Genomic DNA, 16,706 nt, shown 5'->3' with positions numbered 1-16,706 from the left:
CACTTCCCAAGTCCCGGGAATGCGGAAAGGCCCGCCCCGCAACAGCGGGACGGGCCTTCTCTGAAGGGCTGGGATCAGCGCTTCGAGTACTGCGGCGCGCGGCGGGCCTTCTTGAGACCGGCCTTCTTGCGCTCCACCACGCGGGCGTCGCGGGTGAGGAAGCCGGCCTTCTTCAGGGCCGGGCGGTTGTTCTCCACATCGATCTCGTTGAGCGCGCGCGAGACACCGAGGCGCACAGCGCCAGCCTGGCCGGAGGGGCCGCCACCGTGGATGCGGACGATCACGTCGTAGGCGCCCTCGAGGTCGAGGAGCTTGAACGGGTCGTTCACCTCCTGCTGGTGCAGCTTGTTCGGGAAGTAGTTCTCGAGCGTGCGACCGTTGATGGTCCACTGGCCGGAGCCGGGAACAACGCGGACGCGGGCCACGGCCTCCTTGCGGCGGCCGACGGCGGCACCGGCGACCGTGAGGGCCGGGCGCTCGCGGCGGGCTTCCTCAACCGTGGCCGGCGCGCTCTCGGACGTGTAGCTGGTCAGGTTCTCCTCGGCCGCGGCCGGGTTGAGCTCTTCGTTCTGAGCCACAGTGTTCTCCTTGATGAATTCTTGGGTAGTGGCCAGGACTACTGGGCGACCTGGTTGATCTCGAAGGTCTTGGGCTGCTGCGCAGCGTGCGGGTGGTTAGGGCCCGCATAGACCTTGAGCTTGGACAGCTGCTGGGCGGCCAGCTTGTTGTGGGGAAGCATGCCCTTGACAGCCTTCTCCACGGCGCGGACCGGGTTCTTCTCAAGAAGCTCGGCGTAGGTGACCGAGGTCAGGCCGCCCGGGAAGCCCGAGTGGCGGTAGGCGCGCTTCTGCTGGAGCTTGGCGCCGGTGAGGGCCACCTTGTCCGCATTGATGATGATGACGAAATCGCCCATGTCCATGTGGGACGCAAAGGTCGGCTTGTGCTTCCCGCGCAGCAGTGTTGCGGTCTGGCTGGCAAGGCGACCCAGAACGACGTCGGTGGCGTCGATGACGTGCCACTGACGGTCGGCGTCGCCGGGCTTCGGAGTGTACGTACGCACAGTTATTGCCTTCGTTTCGTGGTCTGGTGGGATGCCGGTGAGATACACCCCGTTCTTCGGTGCGCTACCGGACCAGAGGTGAGGGCTCCCAGACCAGTTATCCCATTGCTTCTCGAAAGCGCCCCGGAAGCCGGCGTCCTGCAACTGGACACTCCCGCGACGCGCACCATCGAGTAAGGACACGCACAACAGCTATCAAGTGTACACGATGCGCTGCGAGTTCGCGGCGCGGGCGGAGCGGCGGCGGGCAACGCAGGGCCGGTCGAGGTTATGGCATCCGCACCACCTCCGGCGGTGAGGGCCGCATGGTGACACAGGCCACGTCACGAGCCGAAACTAAGTACACCTAGCCCGCGCCCAAGTAGTCAAGGGGGTTACGCAGGGCGCAAAAGACGCGTACAGCCAAGTGGTGCAGTTGCGCACACCACCATGGCACCGTGATCGGGTGGAACCCGGCGAGCTTCAAATGGGGGCACGTTGCCTTGGTTCCGCCATTACCCCGAAGGAACCATCGTGAACAAGTTCATGGTCTCCCTGCTCACGTTCTGGAACGACATCACCTCCTCTGACAAGGAGAAGGGCGCGACGGCGACCGAGTATGCGCTGCTCATCGGCCTCATCGCAGTCGCCATCATCCTCGCCGTCACCGCCCTCGGAGGTGGTATCTCGACCCTCTTCCAGAACATCGCCGATCGCATCAACGCCATCGTCGTCCCCTGAGAACCCGTCAACGGCGAGAGGGTGGGGAGCCGCAGACTCCCCACCCCTCATTGCACTACCCAGGGGGGTACATGCTGACGCCCATTCAGGCGAAAGAGCGTGGAGCGGCCGCCGTCGAATTCGCACTCGTACTTCCACTCCTCATAACCCTCGTTTTCGGAATCATTGAGTTCGGACATCTTTACAACGCGCAGATCGTTATGAGCAACGCAGCTCGTGAGGCCGCTCGAACAATGGCGGTAACCGACAACCCGGATACTGCGCGGTCCGCTGCTCAAAGCGTCGCCACGGGCTACCTCATTGCAGTTACGCCAGATCCCCTGACTTGTGATGCCCTCACCAAGCAGGTGAACGCCACCGTCACGTCGAATGTCGGACTCCTCACCGGCGGATGGCTCGGGCTGCCGGCGAACATTACGATCACCGGGGTCGGAGTCATGCGATGCGGTGGATAGCCGTGATGAGGCGAGAAAAGGAAAAAGGTGCAGTCGCCGTGTTGGTGGCCATCCTGATGGTCGCCTTGCTTGGGATGGGCGCCCTCGCAGTCGATATCGGAAGAATCGCTGCGGAGAAGGCGCAACTCCAGAACGGCGCAGATGCGTCCGCTCTCGCCGTTGCCCAATACTGCTCGAACAACGCCGGGAACTGCACGGCTCTGCAGGCACAATCCCTCGCGAATCAATACACACCTCCTAACTCCAATGATGGAACGGCAGTCGCAGCACCACCCATCCTGCAGACAACAGCCGCGGGCGGCACCGTCCAAACTCGGACGTCAACTCCCCCGGACGGCCTCCCGCTCACATTGGGCAGGATCTTCGGCATGGGCTCGACTCCGGTCGAGGCTGCGGCAACCGCCGAGTGGGGCTTCCCCTCGTCGGGTGGAGGATTTCCGCTAGCTCTCTCGAACTCCTGTTTCGATTTGAGCAGTGGTTCTGAGACAGGCGATCTTCAGCGGTTCTCGTACAAGCCTGGCAACGGGCCCAACGGAACTCCGAGTCAGATGCAATGCACCAAGAATTCCAGTGGCGCGACTGTCAGCGGCGGTTGGGGCTGGCTCTCCGAATCCTCCCCGTGCTACGCAACCACTACCTCAGGAGGATGGGCAGGTGGTGATCCAGGAAATGACCCGGGTGACTGCAAATCGATTCTCGAGGGGTGGGTTGCCGATCTCACGGCGGGGAAAAATGTGGAGCAAGAGTTCCCCGTGTTTGATTATTCTGCCGGCACCGGAAACGGCAGCAGTTACAAGATTCTCGGCTATGCCACCTTTGAAATTCACGCCTGGCAGTTCAGCGGCACAGGAAATCAGCCCTACACATACATGCCAAGTACCATCCCGAGCAATGTGAAGTGCTCCGGAAGCAATCGTTGCATCGTTGGCAAATTCATGCGATTCGAGGAGGCCGATCCGTCGGCCTTAATAGGTGGCAGCAACTACGGAACCACCATCGTCCGCCTCATTAAGTGATCTAAGGAGTTACCGTGAGGACCCGCCTACTGGGAGGCGTGGCCGCTCTGATTGTTGCAATCATCGGCAGCGTTCTGCTCATCATGTACGTCAACGGCGCTGACGCCCGCGCCATGGCCGGCACAGAGACTCAAGATGTCTACGTCGTCCAGAAGTCCATCCCCACCGGAACCGCAGCCGGCTCACTGGGCAGCTCGATCGCCAAGAAGCCCGTCCCCAAGGCCGTCATCGCCTCCGATGCGGTCACTGATATCGGACAGATCCAAGGCAAGGTCGCCGGTGTCTCGCTCGAGCCGGGCGAGCAGCTCCTCACCACTCGGTTCGTGGCTCCCGGCTCGCTCAACGGACCCGGTCGAGCGACTGTCCCCGACGGAATGCAGGAGGTCACTGTTCGCCTGCCGATTGAACGGGTGGTGGGCGGGACCCTCTCCGCAGGTGACACCGTGGGCGTCTTCGTCTCTTTCGCGAAGGAGGACAACGTCCCTGCACAGACGCAGCTCGAGTTCCACAAGGTCCTCGTCACGGGCATCCAGATGACCTCCGGCGCCGCGGCCCAGAACAACGCCACTGCGGCACCTCAGCAGAGCGGCGGCGGAATAGGCGGATCCGGCAGCTCCACCGGCGAATACCTCGTCACAATCGCGAGAAGTGCTGCCGACGCCGAGAAGATCGTCTTCGCCACCGAATTCGGCAAGGTCTACCTCTCCAAGGAACCGTCCACGGCGGCTGAGAACAACAACGGAGTTGTCGACAGGACGAAGGTGTTCCGGTGAGCCGTTTCGCCGTGATCACTGCAGACACCGACTTCGAGCATCGCGTCCGGCTCGCCGCGGCGGCCCTTCCCGGTTCCCTGCAGTATTTCCAGGCCAATTTCCTCCCGGCCAGCATCGAGGACGTCTTCGACCAGCTTGTCGGAGAACCGATCGAGGTCCTGGTTCTCGGGCCGGACCTGCGCTCCGAAGATGTGTTCACCTTCGCTGCGGCGGTAGATGCCCGTCACCCCCACGTCAGCGTCATCTACGCCGCACAGCCGACGCCCGAACTTGCTCTCTCCGCGATGCGTTCGGGTGTGCGGGACATCGTCATCCCTGCGGCAGACGCCGAGGCCCTCCGCAGCCACCTTGAGCAGGCTGCATCGGCGGCAGCCTCACGACTCGCCGTGGCTCCAGTACCATCCACCCTGGACGCCGAATCTGGAGGGAGTCACGGCCGCATCATCGCCGTCATGTCGCCGAAAGGCGGGGTCGGCAAGACGACAATCGCCACGAACATCGCGGTCGGCCTCGGGAAGATCGCTCCGATGTCCGTGGTCATCGTCGATCTGGACCTCCAGTTCGGCGACGTCGCGAGCGGCCTCATGCTCAACCCCGAGCGCACGATTGTGGATGCGGTAGGCGGCCCCATGGACTCGCTCTCGCTCAAGACGTATCTCAGCGCGCATCCGACGAACATCTATGCCCTGTGCGCTCCGCGGAACCCGGCTGACGCCGACCGGATCAGTCCCGATCAGGTAGCTGAGCTGGTCAAGCACCTTGCGGTCGAATTCCAATACGTGGTCATCGATACCTCACCGGGACTCGGTGAGCACGTCCTTGCAACCTTGGACCAGGCCACGGACGTGGTGTGGGTATGCGGCATGGATATTCCGAGCGTGCGGGGCCTCAAGTCGGGTCTCGAAATCCTCAACGAGCTGCACATGCTGCCCGAGCATCGACACGTGGTCCTCAACATGGCAGACAAAAGGGCCGGGATTTCCGTACAGGACGTCGAGGCAACGCTCGGCGTGCCCGTCGACATCGTACTTCCCCGCTCGCGGTCGCTGCCGCTCTCGACTAACCGGGGCGTCCCCGCCCTCCAGGACGGCCTGCGAGATCCAGCAGTCAAGGGGCTGCGCAAGCTCGTCGAGCGCTTCAAACCCCAGTGGGATTCCCGTGAGCACAAGCAGCTCCACCGGCGGGCGGTGTTCCAGTGAGCCTGTCCCGGCGCCTGATCGAGGCGAAAGGAGATGTTGTCCTCGGACGGGAAGCCGCCCCTGAGCCTGATGCCTCGACCGAGATGCTCGCACCGAGCCCCCACTCGCCCGCGCCGTCCAAGCTCTCGACCCGCGTCGAGGCGAAGGCGGCCGCCGACGCGGAGGCACGCCTCGCCGTTCACGAGATCGCCACGGCCGGCGGCGTGCGCGCCAGCCAAGCGCTGCGCGATCTCAAGGGCAAGGTCATGAGTGAACTCTACGACCATGTCGGCGGCCGCATTACCGACTCCTCGTTGAGTGAGGCAGACCTCAACGACTATGTGCGAACCGAGCTCAGCGAAGTGGTATCCACCCAACAGGTTCCGCTGACCGCAAGCGAGCGCGATCGTCTCATCGATGAGGTCATGGACGATGTCCTCGGCCTCGGTCCCATTCAGAGGTATATCAACGATCCGTCCGTGACCGAAGTCATGGTCAACCGCGCAGACCAGGTCTACATCGAACGTCACGGACAGCTGTTCCCGACCGAGACGACCTTCACCTCCGAGGAGCAATTGCGTCGCGTGATCGATCGCATCGTCTCTAGAGTGGGCCGACGTATCGACGAGTCCTCGCCGCTGGTCGACGCGCGTCTCTCGGATGGGTCGCGCGTCAACGCGATCATCCCACCGCTCGCGGTCAACGGATCATCGCTGACCATCCGCAAGTTCTCGCGTGAGGCCCTCAGCGTCAAGCGCCTCATAGAGCTCGGTACGCTCAATCCGGAGATGACCGAACTGCTTCGTGCGTGCGTGCAGGCGCGAATGAACATCATCGTGTCCGGTGGCACCGGCACCGGCAAGACGACGCTACTCAATGTCCTTTCATCCTTTATCCCCCACAACGAACGCATCGTCACTATCGAGGATGCGGTGGAACTCCAACTCCAACAGGATCATGTGGTCCGACTCGAAAGCCGGCCGCCCAACATTGAAGGCACAGGGGCTATCACGATCCGCGACCTTGTGAGGAATTCCCTGCGCATGAGGCCCGACCGCATCGTGGTCGGCGAGGTGCGTGGCGGCGAGACGCTAGACATGCTTCAGGCCATGAACACGGGCCATGACGGCTCCCTGTCCACCGTTCACGCGAACTCGCCGAGGGATGCGATCGCCCGCCTCGAGACCCTAGTTCTGATGGCAGGCATGGACCTTCCGCTGCGCGCCATCCGGGAGCAGGTGTCCTCGGCAGTGAACCTGATCGTGCACCTGACCCGTTTACGAGACGGCACCCGTCGCGTCACGCACGTCACTGAAGTGCAGGGCATGGAGGGTGACATGGTGACGCTTCAGGACGCGTTCCTCTTCGACTACTCTGCTGGCCTGGACGCCAACGGGCGCTTCCTCGGCAGGCCGATTCCCACAGGCGTCCGCCCGCGCTTCACAGAGCGCTTTGCCGAGCTCGGTATACAGATCAGTCCGAGTATCTTCGGCCAGCACTACGGAAGGGTGTGATGCACATGGACTCTCCGATCATGCTCGTCGCAGGTCTCCTCGCCGCCTATGCCGGACTCATCGGCCTCGTGCTGGTGTTCTACAAGTCTCGTCGCACAGTGGCTCCAGGGCGGAGGAGACCCGCCGTGCCCCAGAACGGGAGCACTGCGCTAGCCAAGCTCACGGATTCAGCCGTTGGGGCGATCAACAGATCTCTGCGTGGACGCCAGCTCCGATTCATCCAAGCCGACAAGTTCGAGCAGGCGGGCGTCAGGTTCAGCTTGGGCGATTTCCTCATCATCTGCGGTGCGGTCGCGCTGGTCGGCGGGATCTTGGGGTTGGTCCTCGGCGGCCTCGGGCTGGGGATCGTGCTGTTCCTCATCGCGCCGCTCGGTCCGCTGATATGGCTCAATCTCAAGGCGTCGAAGCGCCAAGCAAAGTTCGCCGACCAGTTGCCGGACACTCTGCAGATGCTCTCCGGGAGCATGAGAGCCGGTCACTCGCTATTACGTGCTATCGATGCTGCAGCAGAAGAGGCTGAAGCGCCAATGGGGGAGGAACTCCGTCGAGTGGTTAATGAGACCCGTATCGGAAAGGATCTCGTCGATTCGCTGCTCGAGACTGCGGGGCGTATGAAGAGTGAAGACTTCCTCTGGGCAGCGCAAGCCGTGGAAACCCAGCGTGAAGTGGGCGGCAACCTCGCCGAGGTTCTCGAGAACGTGAACGACACGATCCGCGAACGAGCCCAGCTGGCACGCCAGGTGCGGGCGCTGAGCGCGGAGGGACGCATGTCTGCCCTGATCCTCGTCTCCCTCCCGATCGTGCTGCTGGTCCTCGTTTCAGCGACGAATCGATACTATGCAGCAACGTTCTTCACGACCGCCCCTGGCTGGCTGATGCTGGGCATGATTGCCATCCTTCTGACGATCGGTTCGATTTGGCTCAGCATCCTCATCAAGCCGAAGTTCTAGGAGGAGGTCCAACGTGACACCACTCGCCCTTGCAGCGGTCCTCGCAATCGTGATTCCCCTCAGCTACCTCACTTGGACGCTCGTCGCCACCGACCGCTCAGCTCGGCGCAGCATCGAAATCAACCTCGGCCTCGTCAAGGGCGGTCCGAAGCACTCCTCCGTGCCGATGTCGGAGCGGCTCCGGGAGCTTTCCCGGAAGGTAACGCCCTCGGGATACACCGCCAAGCTGGACAAGCGACTCGCCGCCGCAGGCAGGCCCAAGGCGTGGCCGCTGGATCGCGTGCTCATGGCCAAACCACTTCTGGCGCTCGGCGGCTTTGCCTTCGCCCTCTTGTTCTTCTTCGCCCTGCGGGATCCTTCGTTCTGGTCGTTCGTGCGGACCGCCTCCCTGACGGTCTCCGCCTACTTCGTACCAGATCTGCTGCTGAAGAATACCGCAGAGAAGAGGCGGGCAGCCATGCAGATCGCTCTCCCGAACGCTCTGGATCAGATGCTCATCTCGGTCGAGGCGGGAGTCGGCTTCGAGGCAGCGCTGAACCGTGCCGCGGAGAACTCAAGCGGTCCGCTCGCCGAAGAGTTCGTGCGGACGCTCCAAGATGTGCAGGTGGGCCGTTCCCGCCGTGAGGCCTATCTCGATTTGGCAGAACGCGCCAGCTTCCCCGAGCTCCGCTCGTTCCTCCGCGCGGTGGTACAGGCGGATGAATACGGGATCGCCATTGCAAACGTGCTTCGCACGCAGGCCAAGGAGATGCGGATCAAGCGACGCCAGCGTGCGGAGGAGCACGCGATGAAGATCCCTGTAAAGATTCTCTTCCCGCTGATCTTCGCCATCCTGCCGGCGCTCTTCATCGTGGTCCTCGGCCCCACAGTGTTGAGCATCATGAAGATCTTCGGCGGCTAGACCGATGGTTCCCGAGAGCGACCGTGGACTCTGGCACTTCGACCAGGCTGCCACCTCGGTTAGGACCCTCCTCGGCCTGCCATAACAACTGCCCGTGCACGGGCACCACAGCGGGGGCCCCCTCCCGGCACCCAGAACCAGGAGGGGGCTCCTCTAATTTTCTCAAGTCGCGTCCCCCGCGCCTACACTGAGGCGGGCTCTTCTCGGACAGCGCTCACCGAGACTCCGGTCGGGAGCGCGAGGACCGCATATGTCGCTCCTGCCGCTGCTCACTCGTGCAAAAGACTCGTAGCCTGAGAGCACTGCGGAACTTCAAGTAACGACAATCCACGAAGTTCAGGGCGACACAATGAGAGGCATCATCGTAGCGTTCATCTCCTACGGCACAGCCGTCAACGACTTCCTCTTCGGACTGTGGCTGGCCACGAAATGGTCGGCTCCGGGATGGAAGCACTTCGCGGCCGCAGGCTCGGTGTTCATGGCCATGAACGTGGTGATGCAGGTCCTCGTCGGCTAGTAGCATTGACCGCCGGTAATGCTGCAGTAACGGCTCCCTTCGTATCCTCCGTAATCAGTCGGAACGCACTCCCCTGGTTCGCACCCAACCTCCCCCAGCGTCCCGACCAGAAGGAGCCAGCGATGTACAAGTTGCTTCGTGCGACGGCGACTGCGGCCGTGGCCGCAGGTGCTCTGGTCGCTTCCCCGGCCCTCGCGCTGGGAGCTGGGGTCAGCCCCTCCACCGTCACTCAGAATGTCAACCCCGGCGACACGATCCACGTCGCGAAGACGGTGTCCACACCAACCATCCCGCCCAAGCCCGACATCGTGCTCGTCGTGGACTCTACGGGCAGCATGGGCGGAGCCATCGGCAACGTGAAGACCGAGATGGGCAACATTGTCTCCACGGTCCAGACCGCCCAGCCCGATGCTCAGTTCGCGATCGCCGACTACAAGGACTTCCCTCCCTTCAGCTCGGATCCCTACGGCTTCCGTGTTGATACTGACCTCACCGGGTCCGCGGCGACCGCCCAGGCAGCCGTGAACTCGATCTCCGCGGGGGGCGGCGGCGATACCCCCGAGTCCCAGCTCAATGCCCTGTGGCAGATCGGATCCGGTGGCAATGCCATCACCTTCCGTCCGGGATCCTCCCGCATCGTCGTGTGGTTCGGCGACGAGTACGGGCACGACCCGAGCAACGGGCATACCCTCGCCGACGCCATCGCATCCCTGAAGGGCGTCGACGCGAAGGTCCTCGCCCTCAGCGTCGGGGCCGACCAGCTCGACGCGACCGGCCAGGCCACGGCGATCACCACCGCCACCGGCGGAACGCTCACGACCGGCATCCCCGCCGGCGGTGTCTCCGACGCCATTCTCTCGGGCCTGTCCAACCTGCCCGCCGAGGTCACCGCGAGCACCACCTGCGACACAGGCCTCAGCATCGCCTTCAGCCCCGCCCTGCCGCAGACCGTGCCAAGCGGTACGGACCTCACGCTTGACGAGGCCATCACCGTGGCCGCGGACGCGCCCCAGGGTTCGACGCTGAACTGCACCACGTCGTTCAAGATCAATGGCGCTGATGCGGGTGACGCCTTCAAGCAGACGGTTGCCATCACGGTCAACGACGTGACCCCGCCGACCGTCTCGTGCGGCCCGGGCGTGAATCCCGACGGCAAGGCGGTGCCCGGCTACCAGCAGGCCGGCTTCTACCAGATGGTCGCCGCAGACAACCTGCCCGGCGTGACAGTCAGCATCAAGGACGACGTAACGGGCACGACCTTCGGACCGTACGACCCCGGGACGTACTTCAAGCTGACCCAGGCCCCCGGAACCTCCGCCTCCACGGTCACGCCGTTCGAGGGCGCGGTGCCGTGGCAGTTCACCTTCAAGGGCGACGCGACCCTCACGGCCACCGACGCCGCGGGCAACACAACAACGGCAACCTGCACGGTTCCACCGAAGCAGAAGTAGCCGCACGCTAGGCGCTGAGGGCCCGGCCGCTAGGCCGGGCCCTCAGTGCCTCACTGCGTTGGCACCCGCACTGCCCAGCCGCGCCCAGTGCGCGTACCCTGAAGAGGCCTCGGGACTGCTGGACTGGATAGGCAGTCTCGAAAGCGATTCGCGTTAGAGGGCGTCGTGGGCGGGTAAGACCGCGGACAACGACCATACAACTCAGGCAAGTGCAATGAGAGACATCCTGCTAGCCCTCATCTCCTACGGCGCAGCCTTTGACAGCGCCCTCCTCGGGCTCTGGCTGGCCGCGCGATGGCCCGCCCCCGGATGGAAACAGTTCACCGCCGCGGGCTCGCTGTTCATGGGCATGAACGTCGTGATGCAGATCCTCATCAGCTAGCGCCCGGCCAGCGGCTCCCGCAGCGCCCGCGTGAGCTCGGCCCGCTCGGCCATCTCGGCGGCCGACTCCGGGTATCCGACCTCCTCCAGCACCAGCGGGTGCGGGGGCGCCAGGCGCGTCTTCGCGTCCCGCACCCGCGCGAGCATCCGCTCGTGCAGCCACTCCACCGACTCGAGCCCCTCCCCGACCCGCAGGGCCGAGCCCACGAGGGCCCGGACCATGTTGTGGCAGAAGGCGTCCGCCCGCACCCGGGCGACCACCACGCCGTCGTGCGCCCGCTCGAAACCGAACTCCTGCAGCGTCCGCACCGTGGTGGAGCCCTCGCGGGGCTTGCAGAACGCCAGAAAATCCTGCAGCCCCAGCAGCTGGTCCCCCGCGGCATTCATCCTGTCCACATCCACCGATGCCCGGTGCCAGAGCGTGATACCCCGCAGCACCGGGTCCCAGTTCTCGGGCCGGTCCGCGATCCGGTAGGAGTAGCGCCGCCACAGCGCGGAGAACCGCGCGTCGAAGCCCACGGGAGGCACGACGGCGCCACGCACCACGAGCGCGCCAGTCTCCTCCCCCAGCACCCGACTCAGCGCCCCGTGCAGCCGCCGCACGAGGACGTCCTGGGGCTCGTCGGAGGACCGCCGCGCAAGCCCTTCCCACTCCCGCTGCGTCAGGTCCAGGTGAACAACCTGACCGCGGGCGTGCACCCCGGCGTCCGTCCTGCCGGCCACGACCACCCGCACCGGACGGCGGATGATGAGCTCGAGCGCGTCCTCCAATGCCCCCTGTGCCGTGCGCCGCCCGGGCTGCACGGCCCACCCGCTGAACGGCGCGCCGTCGTACGCCACGTCCAGCCGGACGCGCACGAGGGGAGAAGTCATCCCACCAGTCTAGAGAGCCGCAACGCCGGGACCCTGGTCGTGGACACCGAGACGCAGCGAGGCCCCCGTTCCCAGGACTGGGAACGGGGGCCTCGCCGTGCGTCATCCGCCCCGTGTGCCGGAGCGGATCAGCGGCTCACTTGGAGCGCTTCTCGGCGTTCTCGTTGGCAGCAGCCTCGGCCTCGGCGGACTCGGCCTCGGAGGCCTGCTCGCGGGCAGCCTCGCCGGCGGCCTCAGCCTCGGCGGCCTCGTCCTTGACGACCTCGGTCTCCGACTCGGCGACCTCGGCCGCGGGGGCCTCAGTCTCCTCGACCTCGACTGCCGGAGCCTCGACGGTCGGCTCCTCGACGGGGGCCGCCTTCGAGGTGGCCTTCTCGGCCTCCTTCACGACGCCCTGCTTCGCCGAGACCGGCTCGAGCACGAGCTCGATGACCGCCATGGGAGCGTTGTCGCCCTTGCGGTTGCCGATCTTGGTGATGCGGGTGTAGCCGCCGTTGCGCTCCGCCATCTGCGGGGCGATCTCGGTGAAGAGCTCGTGGATGATGCCCTTGTTCGTGTTGGTGCGGGCCGAGATGGCGGCCTGGACACGGCGGCGCGAGGCGAGGTCGCCGCGCTTCGCGAACGTGATGAGGCGCTCGGCCACCGGGCGGAGGCGCTTGGCCTTCGTCACGGTCGTGGTGATCCGCTTGTGCTCGAAGAGCGCGGCCGCCAGGTTGTTGAGCATGAGGCGCTCGTGCGCCGGGCCACCGCCCAGACGCGGACCCTTGGTGGGTGCAGGCATTGTTGTTCTCCTGTTGTGGACCGCCGCCGATTCTCACCGGAGGCGGGAAAGTTACTTAGAGCTCGTCGTCGCCGTACGCGGCGTCGTCCTCGTCGCCCGCGGCAGCGCGGGCGGCCAGGGGATCAAACCCGACAGGCGAGTCCTTCAGCGAGAGGCCCAGCTCGAGGAGCTTGGCCTTGACCTCGTCGATCGACTTCGCGCCGAAGTTCCGGATGTCCATCAGGTCCGCCTCGGAACGGGCCACGAGCTCACCCACGGTGTGGATGCCCTCGCGCTTGAGGCAGTTGTACGAACGCACGGTCAGGTCGAGGTCCTCGATCGGGAGGGCCATGTCCGCGGCGAGGGCGGCGTCCGTCGGGGACGGGCCGATCTCGATGCCCTCGGCAGCGGTGTTCAGCTCGCGGGCGAGGCCGAACAGCTCCACCAAGGTGGTGCCTGCGGAGGCAACGGCGTCGCGCGGCTTGATGGCCGGCTTCGTCTCGACGTCGACAATGAGCTTGTCGAAGTCGGTGCGCTGCTCAACACGGGTCGCCTCGACGCGGAACGTCACCTTGAGGACGGGCGAGTAGATCGAGTCCACCGGGATCCGGCCGATCTCCGCGTCCGCGGACTTGTTCTGCGCCGCGGACACGTAGCCGCGGCCGCGCTCGATGGTCAGCTCGAGCTCGAACTTGCCCTTGGAGTTCAGGGTGGCGATGTGCAGATCCGGGTTATGGATCTCCACGCCGGCCGGCGGCGCGATGTCCGCGGCCGTCACGACGCCGGGGCCCTGCTTGCGCAGGTACGCGACGACGGGCTCGTCCTGGTCCGAGGAGATCGAGAGGCTCTTGAGGTTCAGGATGATCTCGGTGACATCCTCCTTGACCCCCTCGACCGTCGTGAATTCGTGCAGCACGCCGTCAATCCGGATGCTGGTCACTGCCGCCCCCGGGATCGAGGACAGCAGGGTGCGGCGCAGCGAGTTGCCGAGGGTGTAGCCGAAGCCCGGCTCCAGCGGCTCGATGACGAATCGGGAGCGGTTCTCGGAGACTACTTCTTCAGACAGGGTGGGGCGCTGTGCAATGAGCACTGGGTTTTCCTTTCAGGAAGCATCCGCTATATGACGCAACACAGATGGATGGAAAAGGGTCTGACTAAGTAATGAAGCCGGGCGGGTGGCCACGCGAGGCGAGGCGGCGCCGTCGTGCGCAGTCTCCTGCGCACGACGGCGGGCGGTCGCCTCTCGCGGGCCGGTCCAGCCGGCCCCGGAACCTGTTAGACGCGGCGGCGCTTCGGGGGGCGGCAGCCGTTGTGCGCGCTCGGGGTCACGTCCTGGATGGAACCGACCTCGAGGCCGGCGGCCTGGAGTGCACGGATCGCGGTCTCGCGGCCCGAGCCCGGGCCCTTGACGAACACGTCGACCTTGCGCAGGCCGTGCTCCTGGGCGCGCTTCGCGGCGGACTCGGCGGCCTGCTGCGCGGCGTACGGGGTGGACTTGCGGGAGCCCTTGAAGCCGACCTCGCCGGCCGAGGCCCACGAGATCACAGCACCGGTCGGGTCCGTGATGGACACGATGGTGTTGTTGAAGGTGCTCTTGATGTGCGCCTGACCGAGCGCGATGTTCTTCTTGTCCTTACGACGCGGCTTGCGGGCCGACGTCGCACGAGTCTTCGGGGGCATTTAGCTCTCTCCTACCTGAAGTTGTGGGTGACGCGGGCCGCTATCAGCGGCCGGCCTTCTTCTTGCCGGCGACCGTGCGCTTCGGGCCCTTGCGGGTACGAGCGTTGGTCTTGGTGCGCTGGCCACGGACCGGGAGCCCCCGGCGGTGGCGCAGGCCCTCGTAGCTGCCGATCTCGACCTTGCGGCGGATGTCGGCGGCCACTTCGCGGCGGAGGTCACCCTCAACCTTGTAGTTGCCCTCGATGTAGTCGCGCAGCTGGACCAGCTCGGCGTCCGTGAGGTCCTTGACCCGCACGTCCGCGCTGATGCCAGTGGCAGCGAGCGTCTCCTTCGCACGGGTGCGACCCACGCCGTAGATGTAAGTGAGCGCGATTTCCAGCCGCTTTTCGCGGGGAATGTCAACGCCAGCGAGACGAGCCATATCGGCGGTTCTCCTTGTGTATTCCGGAGGTGGTAGGCAGTACACCCGCTCTGTCTCGAGCGGCCCCAGCCTCCGGGCCGGGGGTTAGCTGTCCGGGCCCATTCGTCCCAGCGCAGCTTGTGCTGCCTTCTCTAGTTATTGCGTGGGCGTTGCCCGAGCAGGTTCTCGTGAGGAGAAATCAGCCCTGGCGCTGCTTGTGGCGCGGGTTCTCGCAGATCACCATGACCCGGCCGTTACGGCGGATCACCTTGCACTTGTCGCAGATCTGCTTGACGCTCGGCTTGACCTTCATGGCTCTTCCTTTGCGTGCTTACTTGTAGCGGTAGACGATACGGCCGCGGGTCAGGTCGTACGGGCTGAGCTCCACCACTACGCGGTCCTCCGGGAGGATGCGGATGTAGTGCTGACGCATCTTCCCCGAGATGTGAGCGAGAACAACGTGCTTGTTCGTCAGCTCAACGCGGAACATCGCGTTGGGCAGCGCTTCAGTCACGACGCCCTCGATCTCGATGACACCGTCCTTCTTGGCCATAGCCTCCGCTAACTGTTGGTGCCGCCGGGCGCGCGTGGCCCCTGGCGGACGTGTATGGTTTCTTGACTGGCATCCCCCGCCTCCCGTCAAAAGGGCATGGGAGGGCCGACAGCCAACACACAACTGTACGCCGTTCGGGCCGGGAAGTTAAATCCGCCCATGGTACACGGCACGGCTGTCGGCGCGGCGGCGGTGGGAGGACGCCGGGATCACGCACCACCTGGGGGGAAACACATGGCGGAAACCGTCCCGCGGCGCAACGCCGCGGTCTACATCGACCTCGAGAACCTCTTCGGAGGGTACTCGAAGAGCGTCGGCTCAGTGCCGCTCGCGCAGATCGCACAGCAGCTGAAGCGCATCCTCGCCTCGGACGCCGGGACCCGGACCACCTCGATCCGGGCCTACGCGAACTGGTCCCTGCCGGCCATGCAGGCCTACCAGCGGGACCTCCTGGCCAGCGGCATCGAGGCCGTCCAGGTCTTCTCGTTCACCCAGGACGTCAAGAACGCCGCGGACCTCCAGCTGTGCGTCGACGCGCTTGCCGAGGAGCGGGACCGGCCATGGACGGAGACGTTCGTGATCGTCAGCGGCGACGGCGGGTTCGTGCCGCTGGTTCGGCGGCTGCGGCAGCTCGACAAGCGGGTCATCGTGGCCTCCACCAACCACCCCGCTGCCGGGACGGTCAACCACCTGCTCGCCTCCGCCGCGGACGAGTACCACGTGCTCAACGTCGCCGGGACGGTGACGGCCGTGGCTCGGGAGACGGACACTGCAGGTGCACCGACGGCGACGGCTCCCGAGCCAGCGGTCGCTGCGAAGGCGGCACCGAAGCCGCCGACCGTGAAGGCTGCCGGGGTCAGCGCGGCCGGGATCGCGAAGGCTGGGAGACCGACGCTGGAGCAGTACCGCGGCGAGATCCGCAGGGCCGTCAAGCGCGTGCCCGGGCTGCTCGTGGGAGGTGCCGTGGACGGCAGCCGGCTCGGGCAGCACCTGCGGAAGAAGTGGCCCGGCACAACCTTCAAGGACTTCGGGTCGGCAACCCTCGGCGGCTTCGTAGAGGCACACTGCGGCCTGACGATCCGCCGACCGGTTCCGGCCAAGAAGCCTCAGCCGACCGCCACGGCGCCAGCTTCGGCACCGCCAGCAGTCCCCCCGAAGGCTCCTGCCGGGAACCCCGACCAGGCGACAGTAACCGCGGAAGCCCCGGCCACGCCGTCGTCCGCCTCCCCGTCAACCAAGGCGCAGTATCTTCGCGCGGTCCGCATGACCTTGCAGCGCGGACCCCTAGCGGAGGCCTTGAACGCCGAGGGACGGGTTCACTTGGCCACGGTCGGCTCGGCGATCAGAACTCAGTGGCCCGACCTGACTCCAAAGGATGCGGGCTACCCCAAACTCCTCACAGCAGTCGAGGAGGCCCTCGTGGGGACGCCGTGGCGGCTCAGGAAGGAGGGCGTCATCACGGAAGTAGTGAGCACCGCGTACCCGCCCGCCACGCTGCCCACCGGAGGGTCATCCACATAGAGG

21 protein-coding genes are annotated in these 16,706 nt (G+C 65.3%); 12 read left to right on the top strand and 9 right to left on the bottom strand.

The window, feature by feature from the left end; all coding sequences use genetic code 11:
- Nucleotides 1-74: 74 nt before the first annotated feature.
- Together rpsI and rplM are read right to left on the bottom strand one after the other, a co-directional pair.
- Nucleotides 75-578 carry a 30S ribosomal protein S9 gene (rpsI, locus tag IE231_RS06135; RefSeq protein WP_189693064.1) on the bottom strand — a complete coding sequence of 168 codons (504 nt, stop codon included), beginning with the start codon at nucleotides 576-578 and terminating at the stop codon, nucleotides 75-77.
- A 38-nt stretch (nucleotides 579-616) separates the two neighbouring features.
- Nucleotides 617-1,060 (bottom strand): 50S ribosomal protein L13, encoded by a 444-nt coding sequence (rplM, locus tag IE231_RS06130; RefSeq protein ID WP_189693063.1) that lies wholly within the window; start codon nucleotides 1,058-1,060, stop codon nucleotides 617-619.
- Between the two features lie 513 nt (nucleotides 1,061-1,573).
- Here rplM and IE231_RS06125 point away from each other — a divergent pair.
- The 11 genes from IE231_RS06125 to IE231_RS06075 all read left to right on the top strand — a co-directional run bounded on the left by IE231_RS06125 (nucleotide 1,574) and on the right by IE231_RS06075 (nucleotide 10,917).
- A complete protein-coding gene (locus IE231_RS06125) occupies nucleotides 1,574-1,780 on the top strand; it encodes a Flp family type IVb pilin (protein WP_229866536.1) in 207 nt (68 codons plus the stop codon).
- A 71-nt stretch (nucleotides 1,781-1,851) separates the two neighbouring features.
- A complete protein-coding gene (locus IE231_RS06120; RefSeq protein ID WP_189693062.1) occupies nucleotides 1,852-2,235 on the top strand; it encodes a TadE/TadG family type IV pilus assembly protein in 384 nt (127 codons plus the stop codon).
- 5 nt (nucleotides 2,236-2,240) lie between these two features.
- Entirely contained in the window at nucleotides 2,241-3,251 is a 1,011-nt protein-coding gene (locus tag IE231_RS06115; protein WP_189693061.1) for a pilus assembly protein TadG-related protein, read from the top strand.
- A 14-nt stretch (nucleotides 3,252-3,265) separates the two neighbouring features.
- Nucleotides 3,266-4,024, top strand: a complete 759-nt coding sequence (cpaB, locus tag IE231_RS06110; RefSeq protein ID WP_229866535.1) for a Flp pilus assembly protein CpaB — start codon at nucleotides 3,266-3,268, stop codon at nucleotides 4,022-4,024.
- Nucleotides 4,021-5,223: a CpaE/TadZ family protein gene (locus tag IE231_RS06105; RefSeq protein WP_189693060.1), complete on the top strand. Its 1,203-nt coding sequence runs from the start codon at nucleotides 4,021-4,023 to the stop codon at nucleotides 5,221-5,223. Before cpaB ends, IE231_RS06105 begins: the two co-directional genes overlap by 4 nt.
- Nucleotides 5,220-6,716 (top strand): TadA family conjugal transfer-associated ATPase, encoded by a 1,497-nt coding sequence (locus IE231_RS06100; protein ID WP_374189418.1) that lies wholly within the window; start codon nucleotides 5,220-5,222, stop codon nucleotides 6,714-6,716. Before IE231_RS06105 ends, IE231_RS06100 begins: the two co-directional genes overlap by 4 nt.
- Nucleotides 6,717-6,721: 5 nt before the next feature.
- On the top strand, nucleotides 6,722-7,666 hold the full coding sequence (locus IE231_RS06095; RefSeq protein ID WP_229866534.1) for a type II secretion system F family protein: 945 nt from the start codon (nucleotides 6,722-6,724) through the stop codon (nucleotides 7,664-7,666).
- Nucleotides 7,667-7,679: 13 nt separating this feature from the next.
- A complete protein-coding gene (locus IE231_RS06090; RefSeq protein WP_189693058.1) occupies nucleotides 7,680-8,567 on the top strand; it encodes a type II secretion system F family protein in 888 nt (295 codons plus the stop codon).
- A gap of 349 nt (nucleotides 8,568-8,916) precedes the next feature.
- Nucleotides 8,917-9,084 (top strand): hypothetical protein, encoded by a 168-nt coding sequence (locus IE231_RS06085; protein ID WP_189693057.1) that lies wholly within the window; start codon nucleotides 8,917-8,919, stop codon nucleotides 9,082-9,084.
- Nucleotides 9,085-9,206: 122 nt separating this feature from the next.
- Entirely contained in the window at nucleotides 9,207-10,535 is a 1,329-nt protein-coding gene (locus IE231_RS06080) for a vWA domain-containing protein (RefSeq protein ID WP_189693056.1), read from the top strand.
- 214 nt (nucleotides 10,536-10,749) lie between these two features.
- Nucleotides 10,750-10,917 (top strand): hypothetical protein, encoded by a 168-nt coding sequence (locus IE231_RS06075; RefSeq protein WP_189693055.1) that lies wholly within the window; start codon nucleotides 10,750-10,752, stop codon nucleotides 10,915-10,917.
- On the opposite strand, the gene truA is transcribed toward IE231_RS06075, so the two are convergent.
- From truA to infA, 7 genes are all read right to left on the bottom strand, one after another.
- Complete coding sequence (truA, locus tag IE231_RS06070) at nucleotides 10,914-11,789, bottom strand: tRNA pseudouridine(38-40) synthase TruA (protein ID WP_189693054.1); 876 nt, start codon at nucleotides 11,787-11,789, stop codon at nucleotides 10,914-10,916. The two genes, IE231_RS06075 and truA, sit on opposite strands and share 4 nt — an antisense overlap.
- A 136-nt stretch (nucleotides 11,790-11,925) precedes the next feature.
- Nucleotides 11,926-12,570 carry a 50S ribosomal protein L17 gene (gene rplQ, locus IE231_RS06065; RefSeq protein ID WP_189693053.1) on the bottom strand — a complete coding sequence of 215 codons (645 nt, stop codon included), beginning with the start codon at nucleotides 12,568-12,570 and terminating at the stop codon, nucleotides 11,926-11,928.
- A gap of 55 nt (nucleotides 12,571-12,625) precedes the next feature.
- Entirely contained in the window at nucleotides 12,626-13,639 is a 1,014-nt protein-coding gene (locus tag IE231_RS06060; protein ID WP_189693052.1) for a DNA-directed RNA polymerase subunit alpha, read from the bottom strand.
- Between the two features lie 185 nt (nucleotides 13,640-13,824).
- The gene (gene rpsK, locus IE231_RS06055; RefSeq protein ID WP_189693051.1) at nucleotides 13,825-14,229 is read right to left on the bottom strand and encodes a 30S ribosomal protein S11; all 405 of its coding nucleotides are present in this window, start codon (nucleotides 14,227-14,229) and stop codon (nucleotides 13,825-13,827) included.
- 43 nt (nucleotides 14,230-14,272) lie between these two features.
- Nucleotides 14,273-14,650 (bottom strand): 30S ribosomal protein S13, encoded by a 378-nt coding sequence (rpsM, locus tag IE231_RS06050; protein WP_066499470.1) that lies wholly within the window; start codon nucleotides 14,648-14,650, stop codon nucleotides 14,273-14,275.
- A 178-nt stretch (nucleotides 14,651-14,828) separates the two neighbouring features.
- Nucleotides 14,829-14,942, bottom strand: a complete 114-nt coding sequence (gene rpmJ / locus IE231_RS06045) for a 50S ribosomal protein L36 (protein WP_011775570.1) — start codon at nucleotides 14,940-14,942, stop codon at nucleotides 14,829-14,831.
- Nucleotides 14,943-14,960: 18 nt separating this feature from the next.
- A complete protein-coding gene (gene infA, locus IE231_RS06040; protein ID WP_011775571.1) occupies nucleotides 14,961-15,182 on the bottom strand; it encodes a translation initiation factor IF-1 in 222 nt (73 codons plus the stop codon).
- 234 nt (nucleotides 15,183-15,416) lie between these two features.
- Here infA and IE231_RS06035 point away from each other — a divergent pair, with 234 nt between their 5' ends.
- On the top strand, nucleotides 15,417-16,703 hold the full coding sequence (locus IE231_RS06035; protein ID WP_189693050.1) for an NYN domain-containing protein: 1,287 nt from the start codon (nucleotides 15,417-15,419) through the stop codon (nucleotides 16,701-16,703).
- Nucleotides 16,704-16,706 lie beyond the last annotated feature (3 nt).

Source organism: Sinomonas cellulolyticus, from assembly GCF_014656475.1.
Lineage (GTDB): Bacteria > Actinomycetota > Actinomycetes > Actinomycetales > Micrococcaceae > Sinomonas > Sinomonas cellulolyticus.
The sequence above is the reverse complement of the archived record's forward strand: the minus strand, read 5'-3'. Positions and strand labels throughout refer to the sequence as shown.

Coding starts and splice junctions, on each gene's coding strand:
- IE231_RS06075 (WP_189693055.1), top strand. CDS start 10,750: ATGAGAGACATCCTGCTAGCCCTCATCTCCTACGGCGCAGCCTTTGAC.
- infA (WP_011775571.1), bottom strand. CDS start 15,182: ATGGCCAAGAAGGACGGTGTCATCGAGATCGAGGGCGTCGTGACTGAA.
- rpsM (WP_066499470.1), bottom strand. CDS start 14,650: ATGGCTCGTCTCGCTGGCGTTGACATTCCCCGCGAAAAGCGGCTGGAA.
- IE231_RS06095 (WP_229866534.1), top strand. CDS start 6,722: ATGGACTCTCCGATCATGCTCGTCGCAGGTCTCCTCGCCGCCTATGCC.
- IE231_RS06120 (WP_189693062.1), top strand. CDS start 1,852: ATGCTGACGCCCATTCAGGCGAAAGAGCGTGGAGCGGCCGCCGTCGAA.
- IE231_RS06035 (WP_189693050.1), top strand. CDS start 15,417: ATGGCGGAAACCGTCCCGCGGCGCAACGCCGCGGTCTACATCGACCTC.
- IE231_RS06085 (WP_189693057.1), top strand. CDS start 8,917: ATGAGAGGCATCATCGTAGCGTTCATCTCCTACGGCACAGCCGTCAAC.
- rpmJ (WP_011775570.1), bottom strand. CDS start 14,942: ATGAAGGTCAAGCCGAGCGTCAAGCAGATCTGCGACAAGTGCAAGGTG.
- rpsK (WP_189693051.1), bottom strand. CDS start 14,229: ATGCCCCCGAAGACTCGTGCGACGTCGGCCCGCAAGCCGCGTCGTAAG.
- IE231_RS06080 (WP_189693056.1), top strand. CDS start 9,207: ATGTACAAGTTGCTTCGTGCGACGGCGACTGCGGCCGTGGCCGCAGGT.
- rplQ (WP_189693053.1), bottom strand. CDS start 12,570: ATGCCTGCACCCACCAAGGGTCCGCGTCTGGGCGGTGGCCCGGCGCAC.
- IE231_RS06115 (WP_189693061.1), top strand. CDS start 2,241: ATGAGGCGAGAAAAGGAAAAAGGTGCAGTCGCCGTGTTGGTGGCCATC.
- truA (WP_189693054.1), bottom strand. CDS start 11,789: ATGACTTCTCCCCTCGTGCGCGTCCGGCTGGACGTGGCGTACGACGGC.